Below are 19,996 nucleotides of genomic sequence, written 5' to 3'. Positions count from 1 at the left end.
CATCACAAATATATAGTTTGAACAGTAGATAAAAAATGCTTTAAATTAAGAAAATAAATGAGTTATATGTTTTAGGTTGCATAATTTATAGGGAAATTATGCGCTATTTCTGAGTCTTGGGATTCTTTTTTAACATTAGGAACATCTATGAAAGTGCTGATTATAGGGACAGGCTATGTGGGTTTAGTGACCGGAGCATGTTTTGCTGAAATGGGTAATCATGTGATTTGTTTAGATATTGATCGAGAGAAAATTGAACAATTGAAAATGGGTAAGATTCCTATCTACGAGCCTGGTTTAGAAGAGATGATCTGTCGAAATCAAAAAGCTGGTCGTTTGGAATTTACTACTAGCTATACTTATGGTGTTCATACTTCCCTTTTTTGTTTCATTGCTGTTTCGACTCCATCTAGTCCAGATGGTTCTGTTAATCTCACTCATGTAGAAGAGGCAGCTGAACAAATTGCCGAAGCAATGAATGGGTATAAAATCATTATTAATAAATCAACAGTGCCTGTTGGTTCTGCATGCGCTGTCAGAGAGATGATTGCAAAAATTCTTCAGAAACGGGGAGTCTCTTATCAGTTTGACACCCTTTCCAATCCTGAATTTTTAAAAGAGGGGGATGCGATTCATGATTTTATGAAACCTGATCGTATTATCATTGGGAGTGATCATCCTCGGGCAAATAGTTTAATGGAAGAGCTATATGCTCCCTTTAATGTAAGCCATGATCGTTTAATTATTATGGACTCTCGCTCTGCTGAGATGACCAAATATGCTGCTAATGCTATGCTTGCTTCTCGGATCTCTTTCATGAATGAAATCGCTAGTCTTTGTGAGCATGTAGGAGCGGATATTTCTCTGATTCGCAAAGGGATTGGATCTGATCAGCGGATTGGATATGCTTTTCTATATGCTGGTGCTGGGTATGGAGGATCTTGTTTCCCTAAAGATATTCAAGCTATAAGAGCAATAGGTCGGAAATACCACTCCCCAACTCCATTGATTGATGCTATTGATTTAGTGAATAGACGACAAAAAGCATTGCTCGGGGAAAAAATTATGAGTTACTTTAACGATGATCTTTTTGGTAAAACCATTGCGATTTGGGGTCTTTCTTTCAAACCTGGGACTGATGATATTCGTGAAGCCCCTGCACTTGTATTAATTCGTCAATTGATTGAAAAAGGTGCGCATGTGCGTCTTTATGATCCTGTTGCTATGCCGAAAGCAAAAGCTGTGTTAAAAACCTCTCCTCAAATCGTTTGGTCTAAAGACGAGTTTGAAGCAGCAAGAGAAGCAGATGCAATTGCTCTAGTCACTGACTGGAAGCAATTTCGATTTGTGGATTTTGACAAAGTTTTCCCAAAACAACGCCTCTTTTTTGATGGAAGGAATCAATATGATCCACAAGAGATGGTAGCAAGAGGTTACGAATACTACAGTATTGGTTATCAATCTATTGGCCCATCTAAAGTTTGTAAATGATTAGCGAAGATAGCTCTGCAGATCATTAGAGGACTATTGCTTAAATAGACAGCAGGTATCGAAAAAGTTTGGAGATGATTTGAGTTTTCCCCCTATTGAGGAATACATTGTTCCTCTGAATTCTACTGATGAGATCTAATATATTTCCAATAAGGGAGATATTTAGGGTATAAATAGAGTTTCCATTTTAAATCTCGAAAGACAAAATCTAATAACCCTCCGTAGATAAATTTTTTTCTCAGTTCTTGATCTCCAAGGAGATGATCAAGGAGTCTATGAAAAGTCGCACGACGACGATGTTTATTTTTTTTCACCATATTTGTCAGCGTCGTCTCATGGACACGCATACTAATCAGTGTATCAGGGAGATAGCCTAACCCTTCAGAAAAGGCAATTTTATGAAACAGAAACCAATCAGCAATATTTTCTAATTTGGGGTCAAACCCTCCATAATGATCAATCAAATTTCTTCTGACAATACAAGACGTCCCGGGAACAAAGAAATCGGTCTTATGGATTAGTCTCAGTAACTCTTCCTGATTAAAAATAGTATTTTTTGAGCAGTTAGGGATAAGAGGATTAAATCGAATATCTGGTGAGCCATCATCAAAGTAACTCACAGTGGAACAAACTAGATTTAAATGAGGATGCTCTTTTAGCATTCCCATCGATTTAGAAAGAAATCCAGGAAGATAACGATCATCAGCACTAAAAAAGTGAAAATATGCACCCCTCGCTCTTTTCAGAGCGATTTTACAGGTCTCAAATAGACCTAGATTACGAGGATTACGGATATAAAAAATGTGAGGATATTTATCTGAATAAGACTGACCGAGTTTTGCTGTTTCATCAGTTGATCCATCATCAATTAAGAGGATTTCGTATTGAGAATAATTCTGACTTAAAACGGAATCGATAGATTCGGATAGATATTTTCCATAATTATAGCAAGGGATAAAGATTGAAAGATTAGGCTCCATATCTCCTTTTTCTTGAAAAGAATCCACTAGAAATCTATACCAGATCCTAAAATTTAAAAATAGGTTTGTCATGAAAGTCCTTGTGACTGGAGGTGCTGGATATGTGGGTTCAAAATTGGTGCCAGCCCTTCTTAAAAAGGGATATGAAGTTGTTGTTTTAGATCTTTATCTTTATGGCAATGTGCTTGAATCTCATCCAAAATTGCATCAAATTAAAGGAGATATTCGAGATTTAGGATTAGTTGAAAAATCGATTCAAGGATGTAGTCATGTCATCCATTTGGCGTGTATCTCTAATGATCCCAGTTTTGAGCTTAATCCGATCCTTGGGAAATCGATTAACTTTGATGCATTTGAGCCTCTTGTCAAAATAGCAAAAGAGAACAAGGTTGGTCATTTTATTTATGCCTCTTCTTCATCGGTATATGGAATTAAATCAGAGCTTGATGTGACTGAAGAGGTGTTGCTTGAGCCATTAACAGATTATTCCAGATTTAAAGCTGCTTGCGAACAAATTCTTTTCAAATATATGGATGACACATTTATTTGTACCGTTCTTCGTCCAGCCACAGTGTGTGGGTATGCACCTCGTCAACGTTTAGATGTAGTTGTCAATATTCTTACGAATCATGCTTATCATGAACATAAGATTAAAATCTTGGGAGGCTCTCAAATGCGTCCCAATCTCCATATTGATGACATGGTAGATGCCTATTTAGTGGTCTTAAATGCACCTAAAAATGAGATCCAGGGAGAGGTATTTAATGTCAGCTATCATAACCATACTGTGAGAGAAATTGGTGAGCTTGTCTCACAATCTGTTAAAGGATGTAGAATGGAAATTCTTCCCACGAGGGATCATCGCTCCTATCATGTTTCGTCAATTAAAATTCACAAAAAGCTACGTTTTATTCCACTAAGAAGTATCGAAGATGCGATACAAAGCTTAATTGATGCTTTTAGATCAGGAAAACTTCCTAATTCTTTAAAAGATAAGCGGTATTTTAATGTAAAAACGATGAATGAGTTAAATTTAAAATGAAAGCTATTGTAACTGGAGGAGCCGGATTTATTGGAAGCTATTTGACGGAATTACTTCTTGAACTAGAACATGAAGTGATGGTGATTGATAATTTGCATTCAGGACGGCTTGAAAATTTAGATAAAGTCAAAAACCATCCCAACTTCTTTTTTCATAAGAAGGATATTTGTGCACTTGATTCTACCCTTTTTCAAGGAGTCGATTGGGTCTTTCATTTAGCTGGAGTTGCTGATATTGTGCCTTCCGTTGCAAATCCTCGTCTTTACTACGAAGTAAATGTCCATGGCACATTTAATCTTCTTGAATGTCTACGCAATGCTAATGTAAAGCGCTTGATTTATGCTGCCTCTTCTTCTTGTTATGGGATTCCAACTCTTTACCCCACTCCCGAAACAGCTCAAATCTCTCCAGAATATCCCTATGCATTAACAAAATATTTGGGAGAAAAATTAGTCCTTCATTGGGAAAAGGTCTATCATATCCCTGCAATTAGCTTGCGTTTGTTTAATGTTTATGGGTTGCGTTCACGTGCAACAAATGCCTATGGAGCTGTTTTTAGTGTCTTTCTTACTCAAAAGGCTCATAAAATGCCCTTTACAGTCGTTGGAGATGGAACTCAAAGTCGTGATTTTATTTATGTCACTGATGTAGCTCGAGCATTTGTCCAAGCTGCTTCTAGTAGGATTTCTGGTGAAGTTTTTAATGTTGGCAGTGGAAAGGATTATAGTATCAATGCTCTTGTAGAATTGTTAGGAGGAGAAGTGACCTATCTCCCGAAACGCCCTGGCGAGCCTGATTGTACATGCGCGGATATCTCAAAAATCAAACGTTTACTGAATTGGGAAGGAGAAGTTCTGTTTGAAGAAGGGGTATCACGCATGTTAACTGCAATTCAAGAGTATAAAGATCTTCCTCTTTGGAATTCTAAAACTATTCAAGAAGCAACTAAAAGTTGGTTTGATTGCTTATGTTCCAAAAACGTCTAAAATTATTACAAAATTTGATTGAACATACTGTTTATACTAAAGATCTTGAAGAGATTGATGGAGATAAAGCACTGAATAACATTCATTTTTTTCTAGAAGAACTCTCACATCTTGAAGGAGTTGTCTATTTTATAGGCAATGGGGGGAGTGCAGCGATTGCTTCTCATTTTTGTACAGATTTTTTACGTACTCTTGGAATTCGAGCAGCTGGGTTCTTTGATCCAGCGATTTTAACCTGTTTTAGTAATGACTTTGGATATGAAAATGTCTATAAAATCCCCTTAAGTTATACGCTTAAATCAAAAGATTGTCTTATTGCAATTTCTAGCTCAGGGGAATCCAAAAATATTCTTGCAGCCGTCACTCTTGCTAAGAAAAAGAAAGCGATGACAGTCACTTTGACTGGATTTCATGTTAATAATCCTTTACGTCAGTTAGGTGATGTGAATTTTTGGGTGGATAGTTCTGATTATGGGCTTGTTGAAACAGCTCATTTCTTTTTTTTACATAGCATTGTGGATACCTTTTACGGATGCAAGAAAAAATTAAATCTTTTAGCGAAATCGCCTCTCTAATTATTCAAGAAAAAAAGAAAGGGCATACTATCATTCATTGTCATGGTGTATTTGATTTACTCCATCCTGGGCATATACATCACCTACAAACAGCAAAAAGTCAAGGAGACATACTCATTGTTTCGATTACTCCAGATGAATTTGTGAATAAAGGGCCAGGGCGTCCTGCGTTTAAAGAGAGACTTCGCCTTGAACAGATGGCCTCTCTTGTATGTGTAGATCTTGTTGTTTTGAATAATGCTCCTGATGCAGTCACGTTAATCGAAATGATCAAACCAAATCTCTATGTTAAGGGGCAGGAGTATTCGAGCCATGGAAGCGATGTAACTGGGAAAATTTCTCAAGAAGTACAGGCTGTTCAAGCTCATGGTGGGAAAGTTTTTTACACAGATGATGAGGTATTTAGCTCTTCAAAATTAATCAATCTTTTTTTTGATACTGATGCTTTTAGAATTGCTCCTTTTATTTCTCAATTTAAAAAGAGATTTTCTCTTTCTCAGGTACTTGATCGCATTGAGAAACTCAATGATGCTAAAGTTCTTGTCGTTGGCGATGCAATTATTGATGAATACCAATATGTAGATCTTCTTGGTCAATCAGGGAAAGGGACACAGCTTTCAGCAGTTTTACAAGACAAGGAATCTTTTTTAGGGGGATCTCTAATTATTGCTAACCATCTTGCTACCTTTGTCAAAGAGGTCGATCTTATTACAGGTGTAGGAAATGGAGAATCTTTTTCAGATCTTGCCGTAAATATCAATCGAGATTTTATCTATTTAGAAGATCTTCCTACCTTAAAGAAAAGGCGCTATGTTTTAAAAGATGGTCACAGAATTGATAAGTTATTTGAGACCTATTCAATTAATCAACCTCTTTTATCTCCTAAACAAACAAAAGAGGTAATTCAAAAAATCTATGATAGAGGATCTGAATATGATTTGATTTTGGTCTGTGATTTTGGCAATGGCTTTATCAACCCGGGTATTATCCATGCTCTTTGCGATCAATCAACATTTCTAGCGATCAATACACAAATCAATAGTGGGAATCGTGGTTACAATGTAGTGACACATTACCATCGAGCAGATTTTATTTCCTTAAATGAAATAGAATTGCGTTTTGCTGCACATGATCGTACATCGCGTCTAGATATCGTTGTTGAAGATATTGCCTCTATTTTAGGATGCCCATCTGTTTCAATTACACGAGGAGTGAATGGGGTGAATCTCTATCAAAAAGGAGAGCCTACCATAGAGATTCCCGCTTGAACCACTCAGACTATAGATCGTGTAGGTGCTGGAGATAGTTATTTTGCTGTGGCTTCTCTATTTGCTGCTAGAAAAAATCCCCTTCTCCTTGGAGGATTTATTGGTGCAGCTGCTGCAGCTATCGATATTCAAATCATTGGAAATAAAGAGGCAATAAATAAAGTAGATCTATGTAAATATCTTACTAGATTAATGAAATGACCATGACAAGTGCTTTAGAATATCAAATTGTAAGAATTCGGATGATTGAAGAAGCAATCGCTCATCGTTATTGTGAAAAGGAAATGCGTTGTCCTGTCCATCTGAGTATTGGACAGGAAGCGATTGCAGTGGGTGTTTGCTCTTATTTATCTTTTAAAGATTATGCGGTCAGTGGTCATCGTGCCCATGCACATTATCTTGCTAAAGGAGGGAGTCTAAAACGTATGCTTGCTGAAATCTATGGGAAAGAAGCAGGAGCTTGTCGAGGTCGAGGGGGTTCAATGCATTTAGTCGATCTTGCAGTCGGTTTTTTGGGATCGACTCCCATTGTTGGAGGCACGATTCCTATTGGAGTAGGAATCTCTTTAGGAGCAAAAATGCAGAATGAAGATCGAATCACTGTGATTTTTTTTGGTGAGGGGTCGACAGAAGAGGGGGTGTTTTGTGAAAGCTTAAATTTTACCGCTCTTAAACAACTTTCTGTTTTATTTATCTGCGAAAATAACCTCTACTCTGTTTACTCTCCTTTAGAAGTGAGGCAATCCCCTCAAAGAAGTATTATTCATTTAGCTCAAGCTCATAATATTTTCGCTCTTAAAGGGAATGGAAATTCTTTGCAAGAAGTCATGAGCTTGACTGCAAAAGGGATCGATCACATCCGTTCTGGAGGTGGACCTGCGCTTTTAGAATTTTCAACTTATCGTTTTTGTGAACACTGTGGACCAAACCGCGATCCCTATCAACCTTTAAAAGAGAGGGCTTTTTGGGAAGCAAGGGATCCAATTCAAGCCATTAATATTGATCGTCAACCTATTGAAAAAGAGATCGAAGATGCATTTGCTTTTGCCCAGATGGCCTCTTTTTCGAAGATAGAGATAGAAGAGAGGCATGACTAACTTTAAAGAGGCAATTTTAGAGGCAACTGACCAGCTCTTACTCACAGATGAAAGGGTTTATTTGATGGGCCTTGGTGTCCCTGATCCAAAAGGGATTTTTGGAACCACAGTTGGTCTTCAAGAAAAATATGGTGTAAAGCGTGTTATGGATATGCCTTGCTCAGAAAATACGATGACAGGAGTGGCAATTGGTTCAGCTCTTGTTGGGATGCGTCCGATTATGACTCACCAACGTGTCGATTTTTTTCTTCTGGCTCTTGATCAGTTAATTAATAATGCAGCCAAATGGCATTTCATGTTTGGTAGTCAGATGACAGTTCCTCTTGTCATTCGTTTAATTATTGGAAGAGGTTGGGGACAAGGACCTCAACATTCTCAAACATTTCATAGTTTTTTTGCTCATATTCCAGGTTTAAAAGTGGTTGTTCCTTCATCTGCTTATGATGCAAAAGGATTATTAATTTCTGCAGTAGAAGATGACCATCCCGTTATATATCTTGAACACCGTTGGTTACATCATATTCAAGGTCATGTTCCATCAGAGATCTATCGTGTACCAATTGGTCAGGCAAATATTTTAAGAAAAGGGGAAGATTTGACCCTGATTGCTTCAGCTCATATGACTTTAGAAGCCTATAAAGCTGCTCAGTTTCTTGATGAAGTTGAAGGGATTTCAGTTGAAGTGATTGATTTAAGAAGTTTGAAACCTCTTGATACTAAAACCATTCTTATTTCAGTGCGAAAAACAGGACGAGCAATTATTGCCGATGATGATTGGAAAACATGTGGCATCTCAGCAGAGATTATGGCTCTCTTATTAGAAGAGGCTTTTGATGTGCTTAAATCTCCTCCAAAGCGGATTACCTACCCCGATAAATTTTGTGGAACAAGCTGGAAACTTGCAAATGATTATTATCCAACTGATAAAGAGATAGTCATTGCAGCTTTAGAAATGATGAATCGACCAAGTCATCAACATGTAGAAGCTAGGATTAAAGTAAAAAACGAAATTCCGATGGATGTGCCAGATGCACTATTTACAGGACCATTTTAGAGAGCAAATATGAAAAAAGTCATCGTAATTGGAAGCAATGCATTTTCTGGCAGCGATTTTATCGATCTGCTTTTAGAACAAGGCCATTATGAAGTCATGGGGATCAGTCGTTCACCTGAGAAAAAAAGTTTATTCCTTCCTTATAAAAGGCATCACCTTAAACATTTTCAATTTCATCAAATCGATCTTAATAAGGATTTAGAGAAATTTACTCTTCTATTTAAACAATTCCGACCTGAATATATTGTAAATTTTGCTGCTCAGAGTGAAGTAGCACCAAGTTGGGATCACCCTCACCATTGGTTTCAAACCAATGTAGTAGCATTAACCAAGTTGATTAATCTCATTAAAGACCAGACCTGCCTTAAAAAATATCTTCATATTTCTTCCCCTGAGGTTTATGGGACATGCAAGGGGTTTATTACAGAGAACGCTCCTTTGAATCCTACGACACCCTATGCAGCTTCAAAAGCAGCTGCAGATCTCTCTCTTTTTACCTTTGTAAAGAATTGGAATTTTCCGTTAGTTATCATTCGTGCGACCAATGTATATGGTCCTCATCAACAACTTTTTAAAATTATTCCTCGTTCTATTATTTATATGAAACAAGGTAAAAAAATTCCTCTTCAAGGAGGAGGTATAGCAGTCAAATCCTACATACATGTCAGAGATATTTCACATGGTGAGCTTTTAGCTATGGAAAGAGGACGTTTGGGTGAAATCTACCATCTTTCTCCTGATAAGGGAGTGGCAATTAAAGAGATTGTAGGTCAGCTCGCAAAACGACTAGGATTGATCTTTGAAGACGTCATTGATAGAGTCCCAGAGAGGATAGGTCAAGATGGGATCTATACAATTGACTCAAAAAAGGCTAGAGAAGAACTAGAATGGTATCCTTCTATTTCTCTAGAAAAAGGTCTCGATCAAACAGTAAATTGGTTAGAAAATCATTTTGAAGAGATTAAGCAAGAGCCTTTGGAATATTTGCATAAGGAGTAGTATTTTTCATTCTGAGAAAATAGGTACAAGGTTGAGATGGGTGCATATTTATAAAGAAAAGTTGGAAGGTTTTGGATGGAAATAGATTTACTCAAGGATTATCCTAAAATAAAACGTGATCTGAAAGCACGTGGTTTGATGAAAACTGAAGAAGATAGAAAAATTGCTCGGAAGTTTGGGAAAGATTTTTTTGATGGAGATCGTAAACATGGGTATGGAGGATTTTTTTATCAACCGCGTTTCTGGCAACCTGTTGTTCCTGCATTTCAAGCCTATTACCGACTTTCTTCTCAATCCAAAGTTCTTGACATTGGTTGTGCAAAAGGATTTATGTTATATGATTTCAGTCAGTTGATTCACGGAATTTCTGTGAAAGGAATTGATATTTCAAAATATGCAATCGATCATGGTAAAAAAGAAGTCAGAGAGTATTTAGAAGTAGGAGATGCACGCTCTCTTCCTTTTGAAGATGATACATTTGATCTAGTAGTTGCAATCAATACTATCCACAATTTAGAGATTGAAGATCTAAAACAAGCTTTGAGAGAAATTGAGCGGGTGAGTAAAAAAAATAGTTTCATTACGGTAGATGCCTACCGTAATGAAAAGGAAAAAGCATCGATATTTGATTGGAATTTGACTGCGCAAACAATTTTACACGTTGATGAGTGGAAAGCTTTATTTGATGATGTGGGATACACAGGAGATTACTATTGGTTCATTCCATTAAGCCCCTGATCATTGGGGCTAAAGGGTTTATTGGCAGATATTTTTTTCGTCATTTTCTTCCTTTTTTTCCTGATTTAATTGGGACTCATCATCTTTCTCAAGAGGGGTTTTTTTTATTAGATCTTCATGATCCTGTTCTCAATTTTCCTCTTTCTAGCTATAGATATGCAATGATTACTGCAGCCATTAGTCATCCAGAATCATGTGAAATAGATCGAAAGCATAGTTATCAATGCAATGTTGAGGGACCTATTAAACTCGGAATGTTTTTTAAGAAAAAAGGGATTATTCCTATTTTTTTTTCGACAGATTATGTCTTTGATGGTACTCAGTCATTATATACTTCTGATTCTCCTCCTTCCCCTCTCAATGAATATGGTAGACAGAAGGCAGAATTAGAGCAGCGTGCTTTAGATTTAAACGGTCTTGTAATACGTTTGAGTAAAGTTTATGGATTAGAGAAGGGGGATCGCACTTTTTTTGATGAAATTGTATTTAATCTATTAAGCAATAAGAAAATAAGAATGGCATCGGATCAAATCTTATCACCTATTGCAGTCCATGAGATCGTCAAAATAGTTGAGCAACTGATGCACAATGGTGAGAGAGGGATTTTCAACTTAACAGGTCCAACATATGCGAGTCGTTTTGAGATGGCAAAAAGAGCTGCATCTATGCTAGGTGTCGATGGAAACTTAGTCACGAAAATTCTTTTAAAAGATTTAAAAAGCTCGTATCAACGACCAAATCAAGTCAATTTAGCTTCTCTTTTTTCTACAATGCCATGGGAAGAAGGATTACAAATAGTTGTGGATCAGCATAAGAGATAACCAAGAAAGAGTAGATCATTTTCATATTCTTATTATTCCACGTTTTTCATCAAAGTGGATCAAATGCTATTTAAAAAATAGATATTGCATTAAAGTTTTATAGGATCAATTTTTTAGGTGAGAAGTGATGGATATTTTTTTCCTATCTTAGGAAACGAGAAAAACCTTGAGGCCATCTTCTTGCTTAATTCATTCGGATTGATGAAGACTGGATTTAATGAACTGGCTAGATTGAACAATCAACAGGTCAATAGATGAAAACTCAAGCTGCTGTATTGAACAAGCAAAACGCTCCTCTTGAAATCTGGGATTTAGAGATCCCTTTTCTCCAATCTGGACAAGTCTTAGTTAAAATTGCCTATAGTGGATTTTGTCGCACTCAGCTCAATGAAATTCATGGTTTAAAAGGGTACGATAGATTTATTCCTCATACTTTGGGACATGAAGGATCTGGGGTTGTAGAAGCCATTGGTCCTGATGTCAAAAAAGTTAAGGAAGGAGATAGAGTTGTCCTTTCATGGATTAAAGGCCAGGGGGCCGATATTTCACAATGTAAGTATGGGATTGTGAATTCGGGAGCAATCAGTACTTTTATGACTCATGCAGTGATCTCAGAAAATCGGGTGGTTCCCATTCCTCACAAAATGCCTTTACGAGAAGCGGCTCTTCTTGGTTGTACTCTTCCTACAGGAGGAGGAGTCGTAAAAAATGAGATGCAGTTAGAAGCTGGCAGTTCATTTGCTTTTTTTGGTGCAGGAGGTGTGGGATTAAGTGCATTATTAATGGCAAAAGACGCAAGAGCCAGCCTTAGGATTGCGATTGATATTAATGAATCGAAGTTGATACGCGCATCTAACTGTGGTGCCACTCATCTCATAAATGCACTTCACCGAGATCCTGTGTCTGCGATTTTTGAAATTACTTCAGGAGAAGGGGTTGATTATGTCTTGGAATCTGCTGGACAGCGTCAAGCTATGGAACAAGCTTTTCGCTCCCTAAAAGTCCAAGGGGGTCTCTGTGTATTAGCAGGAAATCTCAGTCAAGGAGAGTCAATCTCGATCGATCCTTTTGAACTGATTTGTGGAAAAAAGATGATAGGGACTTGGGGAGGCAATAGTAACATAGATAGAGATGTTCCCTATTATGTCGATCTCTATCTTAAGGGTCGGATAGATCTAAGTTGTCTAATTACTCATGAAGTTCCCCTTATTCATATCAATGAGCTAATATCTGATTTAGAATCGGATTTGGTAGGGCGAGGACTCGTACGTTGTAGTTGAAGTGTTATCTGCTTAAGATGGGATTTAATCATCTTAAAAGATCTTGATAATGCATTGCACGTGATTGCCAATTGAACTGATCTCTATATAGAGAGATCTCTTTTTGCAATTTATCACGTAGGGTCTTTTCTTTGAGTTTTTCGATACAATCAGATAGCGAGTCGATCTTTCCTGGTTCAAAAAAGAGTAATCCACGATTAAAGTGTTCCCGGACAATAGGTAGATTTGGTGCGACAATTGGACGTCCCCATTTTGCATACTCATATAATTTCATATGAGCTACATAGGGCATACGCCCTAAGGGATGAAATGGAGCCACAAAGACATCAGCCTCTGTTGCAATTTCTGAAAGTAGGTCAGGAGAGATAAAACCGAGAAAATCAACTTTATGACTTATATTTAGATGAGTCACAATTTTTTTCATGTCGAGAATCTCATTTGCTTCTCCTCCAATAATTTTTAAATGTATTCCTTCAATAGGTTCAATGGCTCGAATCAGATTTTCTACTCCTTGTTCAGGATATAATTGACCAATATATGTAATCATTAATTTATCAGAATGTTTGATAGGAAAAGCAAGAGGGGTTTTTTTCACTGCTAAAGGAACAACTTCAATTGGGAGAAGCTGGTCATAAGGGGGAGCGAGAAGGATCTCCTTGAGAGCCTGTGTAGTCACTGTAATTAAATCTGCTCGATTTAGCATTTCTTTTTCTCGAAAGAAGAGATTAGGAAGGGTTTTCATATATGGATAGAAAGTCAGTTCATGGACTTCGTAAACATAACGGGTATTAGGGATTTTATGTTTTAAGTGATAGATTCCTTGTTTATAAACACTTAAAAATACCCAATGCGGTTTAATCTGTTTAATCACTCTTTGAGACAAGAAAAAAAATAAAGCGTTCCAACTAAATTTAAAAAGATGATTTTTTCGAATAATTGGAATCCTTTTAATATTAAAGGTATCTTTAGAAACCGAGTAATGTTTGAAAAGATCTTGATTCTTCATTCCTCCTTTTCCGCATAAAAGAGAGACATCAAAGCCAATATTCGCTAAGGCAGCGCATTCATCAAAAATATAAAGATCATGGGCTCTATTTTTAGGGAGGATTTCGTTATAAGGATAAACAATCCGCATTTGTCAAATTTTCATTTTTCTGCTAGAGCTTAGAATAGTCAGTTTTAAAAAATATTAGAATCCCTTTTCAGGTGATCGTTTATATTCCTTATTGTTATGGAATATTGCGATATCAAAAAAAAATGATGAAAGAAATTGAAATACAACTGCGTGCAATTTGGAAACAAATCCGACCAGTACAAAAAATCACGGTAGTATTGGTGATTTTTTTTATCTTAGCATTTTTAGGTTATCTCATGATTAGAGCTTCTTCAAGACACGTTGAGAAATCTCTCTTTGTGGAAGAAGAACAAACTTTTGATTCTATCACGACTCCTAGAGGATTTGAGCTTTTCGATACCAATACATGGATTAAAGGAGATAAAGAACTGCAAGTACTAGAGATGCGTGCTTTAAAAGGACAGCTTGAGCGAGATTTAGTAGAATTTGAGCAAATTAAAAATGCCAATGTGATTCTCGATATGCCTCCTGTAAGAAGCTTTGGAGGTTCTTCTCATAAAACCAAAGCCTCAGTGATCCTTGAATTAAATCCTGAAGCCATCCTTTCTAGTTCTCAGTTAAGGGCAGTGATTTATCATTTGGCAGGTGCTGTTCATGGTTTAGAGCCAAATATGATTGCGATTTCTGATACGAAAGGAAAACTTTATACAGCCATAGATCCAGAAGGACAGGAAGAATTACTTTCTAATGCTGCTTTAGTATTTGAAGAGCATCTCAATCAAAAAATAGAAATGCTTTTAGCTTTTCTTATTGGGAAAGGTCGATATATTTCCTCAGTTCAAGCGGGTATGGAAAGAGGGAAAGAGCAACCTTATTCCCTTTCAGTTGTTGTAGTAATTGACCAAGAATTTGAGAAATTTTTGACAGATATCGAAAATCAAATTCATACGATTCTTCTTGGATATGACATTCCCTCTCATATTAAAGTCAGCCTCTTTTCTTTTGAGAAAGAGAAGAAACTCCTTATTCACAATCAAGAGAGCAAGAGCTATATAGGAGTGATTGTGATTCTCCTGACCAGTTTACTCATTCTTGCTGCTCTCTATCCCTTTTTTCGTAAATATTCTAAACAAAAACAAGAAGATAATCTATTCCGAGTGATGACTCGAATTGATATTCAGAAACTCGCTGAATCTATCGAAAATGAGGATCCACAAACAATTGCATTGATGCTTTCATATTTAGAGCCTATTCGAGCTGAAAAATTAATCACTTTCTTTCCTCAAGAATTACAAGAAGAAATTTTTAAGTATCTATCCGAGATTGAGTATGAAAGCAATTAATATTGGAATTATAAGAGGAGAAAAGGTAGAGCAAGTTGCTATGCTCTCTCCAAATGGAGAACTGATTCAATCAAATCATGAAGCATTCACCAATCTTATTGAAGAAGAGTGTAAGAAAGCCTTTCAAAATGGTCATGAAAAAGGAGAGAGAATAGGCTATCAAAAAGCTTTGGATGAAAACCAATCATTTCTCCATCTTTTACAAAAAATGGCTCATAAAATTTTAGAACAAAAAAATCATCTTTTAGATCTAATCAAACCTGAAATTATTGAATTCATCATCGCAATTTGTGAACGTGTGATTCGTAAAGAATTAAATGATCCAGACAGTCTTGTCCAGTTGATCAATTCTTTGCTTAATTCTACAACACCTTCTTTAAAAAATGATGTCGTTCACATTGTGCTGTCTTCTGAAGATTTTATGATGCTCGATAAAAGCTTTGATAAAATTCAATATGATAAAAGAGAAATCAAGCATATTCGATTTACTTCAGATCCATTGATGCGTCAAGGAGATTGTCGGATTGAGACAAAAACTGGCTTACTAAATTATGACATTTCGAGAGAGTTAGCAAATTTCCAAGAAAAGGTATTAAACCATTGAATCAGTTTTTTAAAAAAGAAATCTCTTTAGCTAAAAAAAGACATTCTCCTCGTATTAGTGGAAGAGTGACACAAGTCATTGGATTATTAATTAAATCGATCGGTCCAGAGGTTTTTGTTGGTGAACTTTGCTATATTTATAGTAGAAAAAGGGAGAGAATCCTTTGCCAAGTTGTGGGGTTTAAAGATCAGAAAGTTCTTTTGATGTCTTTTGGAGATTCTACTCATATTGCCCCAGGAGCAGAAGTCTATCCTACAGAAGAGGTGCATCAGATTGCTTTATCTAAAAATCTGTGTGGTAGAATTCTTGATGCTCTAGGTCGTCCTATCGATGGGAAAGGTCTTCTATTTACTGAAACACTTTACCCTGTCCTTGCATCACCACCTCATCCTCTAAGTCGCAAACTTATTACAGAAGCCCTTCCAACAGGAGTGAAGGTCATCGATGCTTTATGTACTCTAGGCAAAGGACAGCGAGTAGGGATTTTTTCTTCTCCAGGTGTTGGAAAATCCACTTTAATGGGAATGATTGCCAGAATGTCTCAGGCGGATATTAATGTCATTGCCTTAATTGGAGAACGTGGGAGAGAAGTACGTGAATTTATTGAAAAAGAATTAGGCACTGAAGGACTCGCTCGCTCTGTGGTTGTCGTGGCTACTTCTGATCAAGCTGCTTTACTGCGTAGTCAAGGTGCAGATGTGGCGACTGCAATCGCTGAATATTTTCGAGATTTAGGTCACCATGTTATTCTCATGATGGATTCAGTCTCTCGTTATGCCATGGCATTAAGGGAGATTGGATTAGCAATTGGTGAACCTCCAACGACAAGAGGGTACACTCCTTCTGTATTTGCTAGTCTTCCACGCTTATTGGAACGGGTAGGAAATAGCGAAAAAGGTTCAATTACAGGGATCTATACAATTTTATCTGAAGAGAATGAAATTCATGATCCTATTCCTGACCAAATGCGTTCTTTGCTTGATGGACATATCCAACTTTCCTCTGAACTTGCTGCTTCTCACCATTTTCCTCCTATCGATGTCTTACGTTCCCTTTCTCGTTTAATGCATGCTGTCACTGATAGCGATCAACAAGAAAAAGCAGGAAAAATACGTCATCTTCTCCATACTTATCGAGAAGCTGAAGAGCTCATCAATTTAGGAGCCTATGTTCCTGGTTCTAATCCCAACATCGATGAAGCTGTAAAGCAAATAGATGTGATCAACAAAAAATTACAGCAAAAGGTGGATGAGAGAGTGACATTTGAGATAAGTAAGTCAGTATTATGTATCTAACTTTTCAAAAAATGAATAAATATTTTTTTTATTTTGCATGGAGTCAATACTTGGATGATGAAAAAGTTTTTCTTTAGGCTAGAAACTCTTCTCAAATTACATAAAACTCGAGAAAGACGTACACAAAGAGAACTCGCTTATATGGAGCAAAAACAAACTAGTCTCCAAGCAAAATCAGTATCGCTTGAGAAGCAGATGGCTGCTTTGATTAAAGAGATTACCATAAAAAGAAAAGCAAAAGAATATGGCTTGGAAGAGACCTATTCTCAACTTCTTCATTATCTTAATACCTCTTTTTCCCAAACTCAAGAAGTCCTTAGTCTTCAAGATAAACAAATCACAGAGAAAAAGGAACAGCTTAAGAAAATGGTACAAGGCAGAAAAATCATCGAAAAGATAAAGGAAAACCACTACACTGATTGGCGCGTTGAAATCGAGCAAAGGGAAGAGAGCCTTTTAGATGAAAAGACTGCTAACCATTCCCCTTTTAAGTGAGAAAGAGGCTAGAAATAAACTCAGCGCAATTGACGAAAGTGGGCTCATCGATCATTGGTCTGGTTTAAATCAGGTGCAACAGAGCAATCTTCTCAGATCGATTACCCATCTTGACAAGGCTCTCTTAAAGCATCAAAAAGCCCATCTACTCCAATCCCACACACATAAGCTCCCTTTTGAGAGGTTCATACCTGATTTTTTCTCAGGTAACGAAGCAGATTATCAATCAGGGAAAGAGGCCATGAAGGAAGGACGGTGTGCTTGTCTTATTTTAGCAGGAGGACAAGGGTCTCGTCTAAATTTTCAAGGTCCTAAGGGATGCTGCCCAATTACAAATATAAAGAAAAAAACTCTTTTTCAACTTCTTGCAGAAAAAATTCAAGCAGCTTCTATACAAGTAGGCACTGCTTTACAAGTCGCAATTATGACCTCTCCATTTAATCACTTTGAAACAGAATATTATTTTATTCGTAATGGGTTTTTTGGACTTGATCCTGGTCAGGTGACATTTTTTTGTCAACGGATGTGGCCTTTTTTGAATTTAGACGGCCATGTGTTTTTAGAAAATCCTGATACAATTGCTTTTGGTCCAAATGGAAATGGAGGGGTTTTCCATCGCTTCATTGAAGTCGGTCTTTGGCAAAAATGGGAAGAAATGGGAATTGAAATGGTGAATGTCATCCCTGTGGATAATCCGTTAGCCCTGCCTTATGACCATGAACTATTTGGTTTTCAACAGAGGATGAGGAGTGATGTTGTCATTAAAGTGGGGTCTGCTCATGATCTTGAAGAAAAAGTTGGCAGAGTGGTTAAGGTAAATGGTAAAATTCGCATTCTAGAATATTTTGAGCTAACAGAAGCAGAAAAAAATCAACTGACCCACACCACTATTAATTTAGGTTTATATAGTTTTTCAATGTCTTTTATCAAGCGTATTGGGCATCTTTCCCTCCCTCTTCACCGAACAAAAAAAATCGTTAGACATTGGCGAGCAGAGGTTGGATATGATCAAACTGATTCATGGAAATTTGAGGAGTTTATCTTTGATCTACTCCCTTTCGCTGATCATTGTGAAGCTTTGCTTTATCCACGAGATATTGTCTTTGCTCCCCTGAAAAATTTGACGGGAGAAGATAGTAGAGAGAGTGTTAAAAAAGCACTTTTGAATGCGGATAGAAAGAGATATACCTCTTTAACAGGAATTAAGCCAAATAAGACGGTTTTTGAGCTCTCTCCTTCTTTCTACTATCCAACAGATAGCTTCTTAAAATCCTGGAGAGGGAAGCCCTTACCGAATTATGATTACATTAAGGATATAGAATGAAAAAAATTGGGTATTTAGGAGCTGGTGTTTGGGGATATTCTCTTGCTTCTCTTCTTGCGACAAAAGGATATGAGGTGACTTCTTGGACCATCGAAGAAGCAGCTGTTATCCATATGCAAAAACAAAGAGAGCATCCCAAGCTTAAGGGATATCGAATTCCAGATCGCCTCTCTTTTACGACTGATATTAAAAAAGTCATCCATGGGAAAGATCTCATTGTTGAAGGAGTCACTTCTGCAGGAATTCGACCCGTCTTTGAAAAAGTCAAAGAGATAGGTGTACCTCACTGTCCTATTATCTTGACGTCTAAAGGAATTGAGCAAAATACAGAGTTGCTGTTAACAGATGTGATGATTGAAATCCTTGGAGAGAGTCATAAACCCCAAATTGGCTGTCTTAGTGGCCCTTCTATTGCACAAGAAGTGCTCCAGGGGCACCCGACTTCAGTCGTGTGTAGTGCTTATGATCCCACTATCATCCCTTTGATTCATGAAATATTTGCGACACCAACATTTCGAGTCTATCCTAATCTTGATATTCGTGGTGTAGAAATTGGTGGGGCTCTAAAAAACATCATTGCAATTGCTTGTGGTATTTCTGATGGGATAGGTTTTGGGGATAATGCAAAAGCTGCTCTAATGACACGGGGATTACATGAGATCCGAAAAGTCGCTCTCATCAAAGGAGGCAAACCAGAGACTCTTAATGGACTTGCTGGAATGGGGGATCTGTGTGTGACTTGTCTTTCAAAATTGAGCCGTAACTACCGTTTCGGAAGATTAATTGCTGAAGGAATGGAATGTGAAAAAGCAAAAAAGCAAATCGGGATGGTCGTTGAAGGGACATATACCTGTTTATCTGCAATGCAGATTGCGAAAAAAGCACATATTCAATTGCCAATTACTGAATCAGTATATAAAATTGTTTACGAAAAAATGGCTCCCCAGCAGGTAGTAGAGTGGTTACTAAAACGTGTCACCAAGGAAGAATATCTCTAGTAGCTAGATTTTAAGAAGAGATAACATGGGAAGTAGTGTCAAATTTCTTCATTTTTCTCAAAAAAATCTGCTAAATCTTCTTTAAGCTATCTCGGAGGTCATTAAGAAGAAACCACGCAATCTCACCCACAAGAAAGGAGAAAGAATATGACACCGTCATTGACTAGCACTGCCAGTCAGAATCAATACAATTCCTATTTATTAAACGAAACATTAGTGGGAAAGAATGATGATAATTTTCAAATAAATTTTAAACCAGGTAATGGAGATCTTTTTGTTCCACATAACCGAGCGAATGAAGAACGACTTGTTCGTACAACAGATGATATGCAAACTTCTTGTATGAAACATACTTGTGTCAAGGTAGCCACATTTATTACAGGATTTATTTCGACAGCTTCATTGGGATGCTTAATTTCTGATGCAAGTCAATCTGAAAATGTTGCTGTAAGTGCAACGATTTTTGGGATTAGTACCGTTGCTTTATGTTGCGAGTGTCTTGCAATTAGCATATTAAATAGACGATCATAA

General features: G+C 37.1%; 21 protein-coding genes. 19 read left to right on the top strand and 2 right to left on the bottom strand.

Translation table 11 applies throughout. From position 1 onward, the window contains the following. Positions 1-147 precede the first annotated feature (147 nt). A complete protein-coding gene (locus R3E91_03165) occupies positions 148-1,491 on the top strand; it encodes a UDP-glucose/GDP-mannose dehydrogenase family protein (GenBank protein ID MEZ5315196.1) in 1,344 nt (447 codons plus the stop codon). Positions 1,492-1,613: 122 nt separating this feature from the next. On the opposite strand, the gene R3E91_03160 is transcribed toward R3E91_03165, so the two are convergent. Then, positions 1,614-2,471, bottom strand: coding sequence for a glycosyltransferase family 2 protein (locus tag R3E91_03160; GenBank protein ID MEZ5315195.1), 858 nt, complete (start codon positions 2,469-2,471; stop codon positions 1,614-1,616). A gap of 70 nt (positions 2,472-2,541) precedes the next feature. On the opposite strand from R3E91_03160, the gene R3E91_03155 reads away from it, so the two are divergent. The 11 genes from R3E91_03155 to R3E91_03105 all read left to right on the top strand — a co-directional run bounded on the left by R3E91_03155 (position 2,542) and on the right by R3E91_03105 (position 12,331). Further along, positions 2,542-3,513, top strand: coding sequence for an SDR family oxidoreductase (locus R3E91_03155; GenBank protein MEZ5315194.1), 972 nt, complete (start codon positions 2,542-2,544; stop codon positions 3,511-3,513). Next, positions 3,510-4,499: a GDP-mannose 4,6-dehydratase gene (locus tag R3E91_03150; protein ID MEZ5315193.1), complete on the top strand. Its 990-nt coding sequence runs from the start codon at positions 3,510-3,512 to the stop codon at positions 4,497-4,499. The genes R3E91_03155 and R3E91_03150 overlap by 4 nt, the downstream gene beginning before the upstream one ends. After that, entirely contained in the window at positions 4,481-5,074 is a 594-nt protein-coding gene (locus R3E91_03145; protein MEZ5315192.1) for an SIS domain-containing protein, read from the top strand. The genes R3E91_03150 and R3E91_03145 overlap by 19 nt, the downstream gene beginning before the upstream one ends. After that, entirely contained in the window at positions 5,032-6,342 is a 1,311-nt protein-coding gene (locus R3E91_03140) for an adenylyltransferase/cytidyltransferase family protein (protein ID MEZ5315191.1), read from the top strand. The genes R3E91_03145 and R3E91_03140 overlap by 43 nt, the downstream gene beginning before the upstream one ends. A 48-nt stretch (positions 6,343-6,390) precedes the next feature. Beyond that, positions 6,391-6,543: a hypothetical protein gene (locus R3E91_03135; GenBank protein MEZ5315190.1), complete on the top strand. Its 153-nt coding sequence runs from the start codon at positions 6,391-6,393 to the stop codon at positions 6,541-6,543. A 2-nt stretch (positions 6,544-6,545) separates the two neighbouring features. Further along, positions 6,546-7,439, top strand: coding sequence for a thiamine pyrophosphate-dependent dehydrogenase E1 component subunit alpha (locus R3E91_03130; protein ID MEZ5315189.1), 894 nt, complete (start codon positions 6,546-6,548; stop codon positions 7,437-7,439). Beyond that, positions 7,432-8,493: a transketolase C-terminal domain-containing protein gene (locus tag R3E91_03125; GenBank protein MEZ5315188.1), complete on the top strand. Its 1,062-nt coding sequence runs from the start codon at positions 7,432-7,434 to the stop codon at positions 8,491-8,493. The genes R3E91_03130 and R3E91_03125 overlap by 8 nt, the downstream gene beginning before the upstream one ends. Before the next feature lie 9 nt (positions 8,494-8,502). Then, positions 8,503-9,492 carry a GDP-mannose 4,6-dehydratase gene (locus R3E91_03120; protein MEZ5315187.1) on the top strand — a complete coding sequence of 330 codons (990 nt, stop codon included), beginning with the start codon at positions 8,503-8,505 and terminating at the stop codon, positions 9,490-9,492. Between the two features lie 75 nt (positions 9,493-9,567). Then, positions 9,568-10,230, top strand: a complete 663-nt coding sequence (locus R3E91_03115; GenBank protein MEZ5315186.1) for a class I SAM-dependent methyltransferase — start codon at positions 9,568-9,570, stop codon at positions 10,228-10,230. After that, positions 10,206-11,051 (top strand): sugar nucleotide-binding protein, encoded by an 846-nt coding sequence (locus R3E91_03110; protein ID MEZ5315185.1) that lies wholly within the window; start codon positions 10,206-10,208, stop codon positions 11,049-11,051. The genes R3E91_03115 and R3E91_03110 overlap by 25 nt, the downstream gene beginning before the upstream one ends. 254 nt (positions 11,052-11,305) lie before the next feature. Continuing rightward, positions 11,306-12,331 (top strand): zinc-binding dehydrogenase, encoded by a 1,026-nt coding sequence (locus R3E91_03105; protein MEZ5315184.1) that lies wholly within the window; start codon positions 11,306-11,308, stop codon positions 12,329-12,331. Positions 12,332-12,359: 28 nt separating this feature from the next. On the opposite strand, the gene R3E91_03100 is transcribed toward R3E91_03105, so the two are convergent. Further along, positions 12,360-13,466: a glycosyltransferase gene (locus R3E91_03100; protein MEZ5315183.1), complete on the bottom strand. Its 1,107-nt coding sequence runs from the start codon at positions 13,464-13,466 to the stop codon at positions 12,360-12,362. A gap of 122 nt (positions 13,467-13,588) precedes the next feature. Between R3E91_03100 and R3E91_03095 the strand changes: the two genes are divergently transcribed. The 7 genes from R3E91_03095 (at position 13,589) to R3E91_03065 (ending at position 19,996) form a co-directional block, all read left to right on the top strand. Beyond that, positions 13,589-14,749 carry a hypothetical protein gene (locus tag R3E91_03095; GenBank protein ID MEZ5315182.1) on the top strand — a complete coding sequence of 387 codons (1,161 nt, stop codon included), beginning with the start codon at positions 13,589-13,591 and terminating at the stop codon, positions 14,747-14,749. Further along, a complete protein-coding gene (locus R3E91_03090) occupies positions 14,736-15,353 on the top strand; it encodes a FliH/SctL family protein (protein MEZ5315181.1) in 618 nt (205 codons plus the stop codon). The genes R3E91_03095 and R3E91_03090 overlap by 14 nt, the downstream gene beginning before the upstream one ends. Further along, positions 15,350-16,648: a FliI/YscN family ATPase gene (locus tag R3E91_03085; GenBank protein ID MEZ5315180.1), complete on the top strand. Its 1,299-nt coding sequence runs from the start codon at positions 15,350-15,352 to the stop codon at positions 16,646-16,648. The genes R3E91_03090 and R3E91_03085 overlap by 4 nt, the downstream gene beginning before the upstream one ends. A gap of 54 nt (positions 16,649-16,702) precedes the next feature. Continuing rightward, a complete protein-coding gene (locus R3E91_03080) occupies positions 16,703-17,143 on the top strand; it encodes a flagellar export protein FliJ (GenBank protein MEZ5315179.1) in 441 nt (146 codons plus the stop codon). Next, the gene (locus R3E91_03075) at positions 17,109-18,467 is read left to right on the top strand and encodes a UTP--glucose-1-phosphate uridylyltransferase (GenBank protein MEZ5315178.1); all 1,359 of its coding nucleotides are present in this window, start codon (positions 17,109-17,111) and stop codon (positions 18,465-18,467) included. The genes R3E91_03080 and R3E91_03075 overlap by 35 nt, the downstream gene beginning before the upstream one ends. Beyond that, the gene (locus R3E91_03070; GenBank protein MEZ5315177.1) at positions 18,464-19,465 is read left to right on the top strand and encodes an NAD(P)H-dependent glycerol-3-phosphate dehydrogenase; all 1,002 of its coding nucleotides are present in this window, start codon (positions 18,464-18,466) and stop codon (positions 19,463-19,465) included. Before R3E91_03075 ends, R3E91_03070 begins: the two co-directional genes overlap by 4 nt. A 147-nt stretch (positions 19,466-19,612) precedes the next feature. Then, positions 19,613-19,996 (top strand): hypothetical protein, encoded by a 384-nt coding sequence (locus R3E91_03065; protein ID MEZ5315176.1) that lies wholly within the window; start codon positions 19,613-19,615, stop codon positions 19,994-19,996.

The organism is Chlamydiales bacterium (assembly GCA_041395025.1).
In the GTDB taxonomy this organism is placed as follows: Bacteria; Chlamydiota; Chlamydiia; order Chlamydiales; family JAAKFR01; genus JAJACP01.
The sequence above is the reverse complement of the archived record's forward strand: the minus strand, read 5'-3'. Positions and strand labels throughout refer to the sequence as shown.

What these genes read in the sequence shown, in the direction of transcription:
- R3E91_03115 (MEZ5315186.1), top strand. Translation starts at nt 9,568, where the DNA reads ATGGAAATAGATTTACTCAAGGATTATCCTAAAATAAAACGTGATCTG.
- R3E91_03125 (MEZ5315188.1), top strand. Translation starts at nt 7,432, where the DNA reads ATGACTAACTTTAAAGAGGCAATTTTAGAGGCAACTGACCAGCTCTTA.
- R3E91_03140 (MEZ5315191.1), top strand. Translation starts at nt 5,032, where the DNA reads ATGCAAGAAAAAATTAAATCTTTTAGCGAAATCGCCTCTCTAATTATT.
- R3E91_03130 (MEZ5315189.1), top strand. Translation starts at nt 6,546, where the DNA reads ATGACAAGTGCTTTAGAATATCAAATTGTAAGAATTCGGATGATTGAA.
- R3E91_03065 (MEZ5315176.1), top strand. Translation starts at nt 19,613, where the DNA reads ATGACACCGTCATTGACTAGCACTGCCAGTCAGAATCAATACAATTCC.
- R3E91_03160 (MEZ5315195.1), bottom strand. Translation starts at nt 2,471, where the DNA reads ATGGAGCCTAATCTTTCAATCTTTATCCCTTGCTATAATTATGGAAAA.
- R3E91_03120 (MEZ5315187.1), top strand. Translation starts at nt 8,503, where the DNA reads ATGAAAAAAGTCATCGTAATTGGAAGCAATGCATTTTCTGGCAGCGAT.
- R3E91_03165 (MEZ5315196.1), top strand. Translation starts at nt 148, where the DNA reads ATGAAAGTGCTGATTATAGGGACAGGCTATGTGGGTTTAGTGACCGGA.
- R3E91_03095 (MEZ5315182.1), top strand. Translation starts at nt 13,589, where the DNA reads ATGATGAAAGAAATTGAAATACAACTGCGTGCAATTTGGAAACAAATC.
- R3E91_03070 (MEZ5315177.1), top strand. Translation starts at nt 18,464, where the DNA reads ATGAAAAAAATTGGGTATTTAGGAGCTGGTGTTTGGGGATATTCTCTT.
- R3E91_03090 (MEZ5315181.1), top strand. Translation starts at nt 14,736, where the DNA reads ATGAAAGCAATTAATATTGGAATTATAAGAGGAGAAAAGGTAGAGCAA.
- R3E91_03105 (MEZ5315184.1), top strand. Translation starts at nt 11,306, where the DNA reads ATGAAAACTCAAGCTGCTGTATTGAACAAGCAAAACGCTCCTCTTGAA.
- R3E91_03080 (MEZ5315179.1), top strand. Translation starts at nt 16,703, where the DNA reads ATGATGAAAAAGTTTTTCTTTAGGCTAGAAACTCTTCTCAAATTACAT.
- R3E91_03145 (MEZ5315192.1), top strand. Translation starts at nt 4,481, where the DNA reads ATGTTCCAAAAACGTCTAAAATTATTACAAAATTTGATTGAACATACT.
- R3E91_03155 (MEZ5315194.1), top strand. Translation starts at nt 2,542, where the DNA reads ATGAAAGTCCTTGTGACTGGAGGTGCTGGATATGTGGGTTCAAAATTG.
- R3E91_03075 (MEZ5315178.1), top strand. Translation starts at nt 17,109, where the DNA reads ATGAAAAGACTGCTAACCATTCCCCTTTTAAGTGAGAAAGAGGCTAGA.
- R3E91_03150 (MEZ5315193.1), top strand. Translation starts at nt 3,510, where the DNA reads ATGAAAGCTATTGTAACTGGAGGAGCCGGATTTATTGGAAGCTATTTG.
- R3E91_03100 (MEZ5315183.1), bottom strand. Translation starts at nt 13,466, where the DNA reads ATGCGGATTGTTTATCCTTATAACGAAATCCTCCCTAAAAATAGAGCC.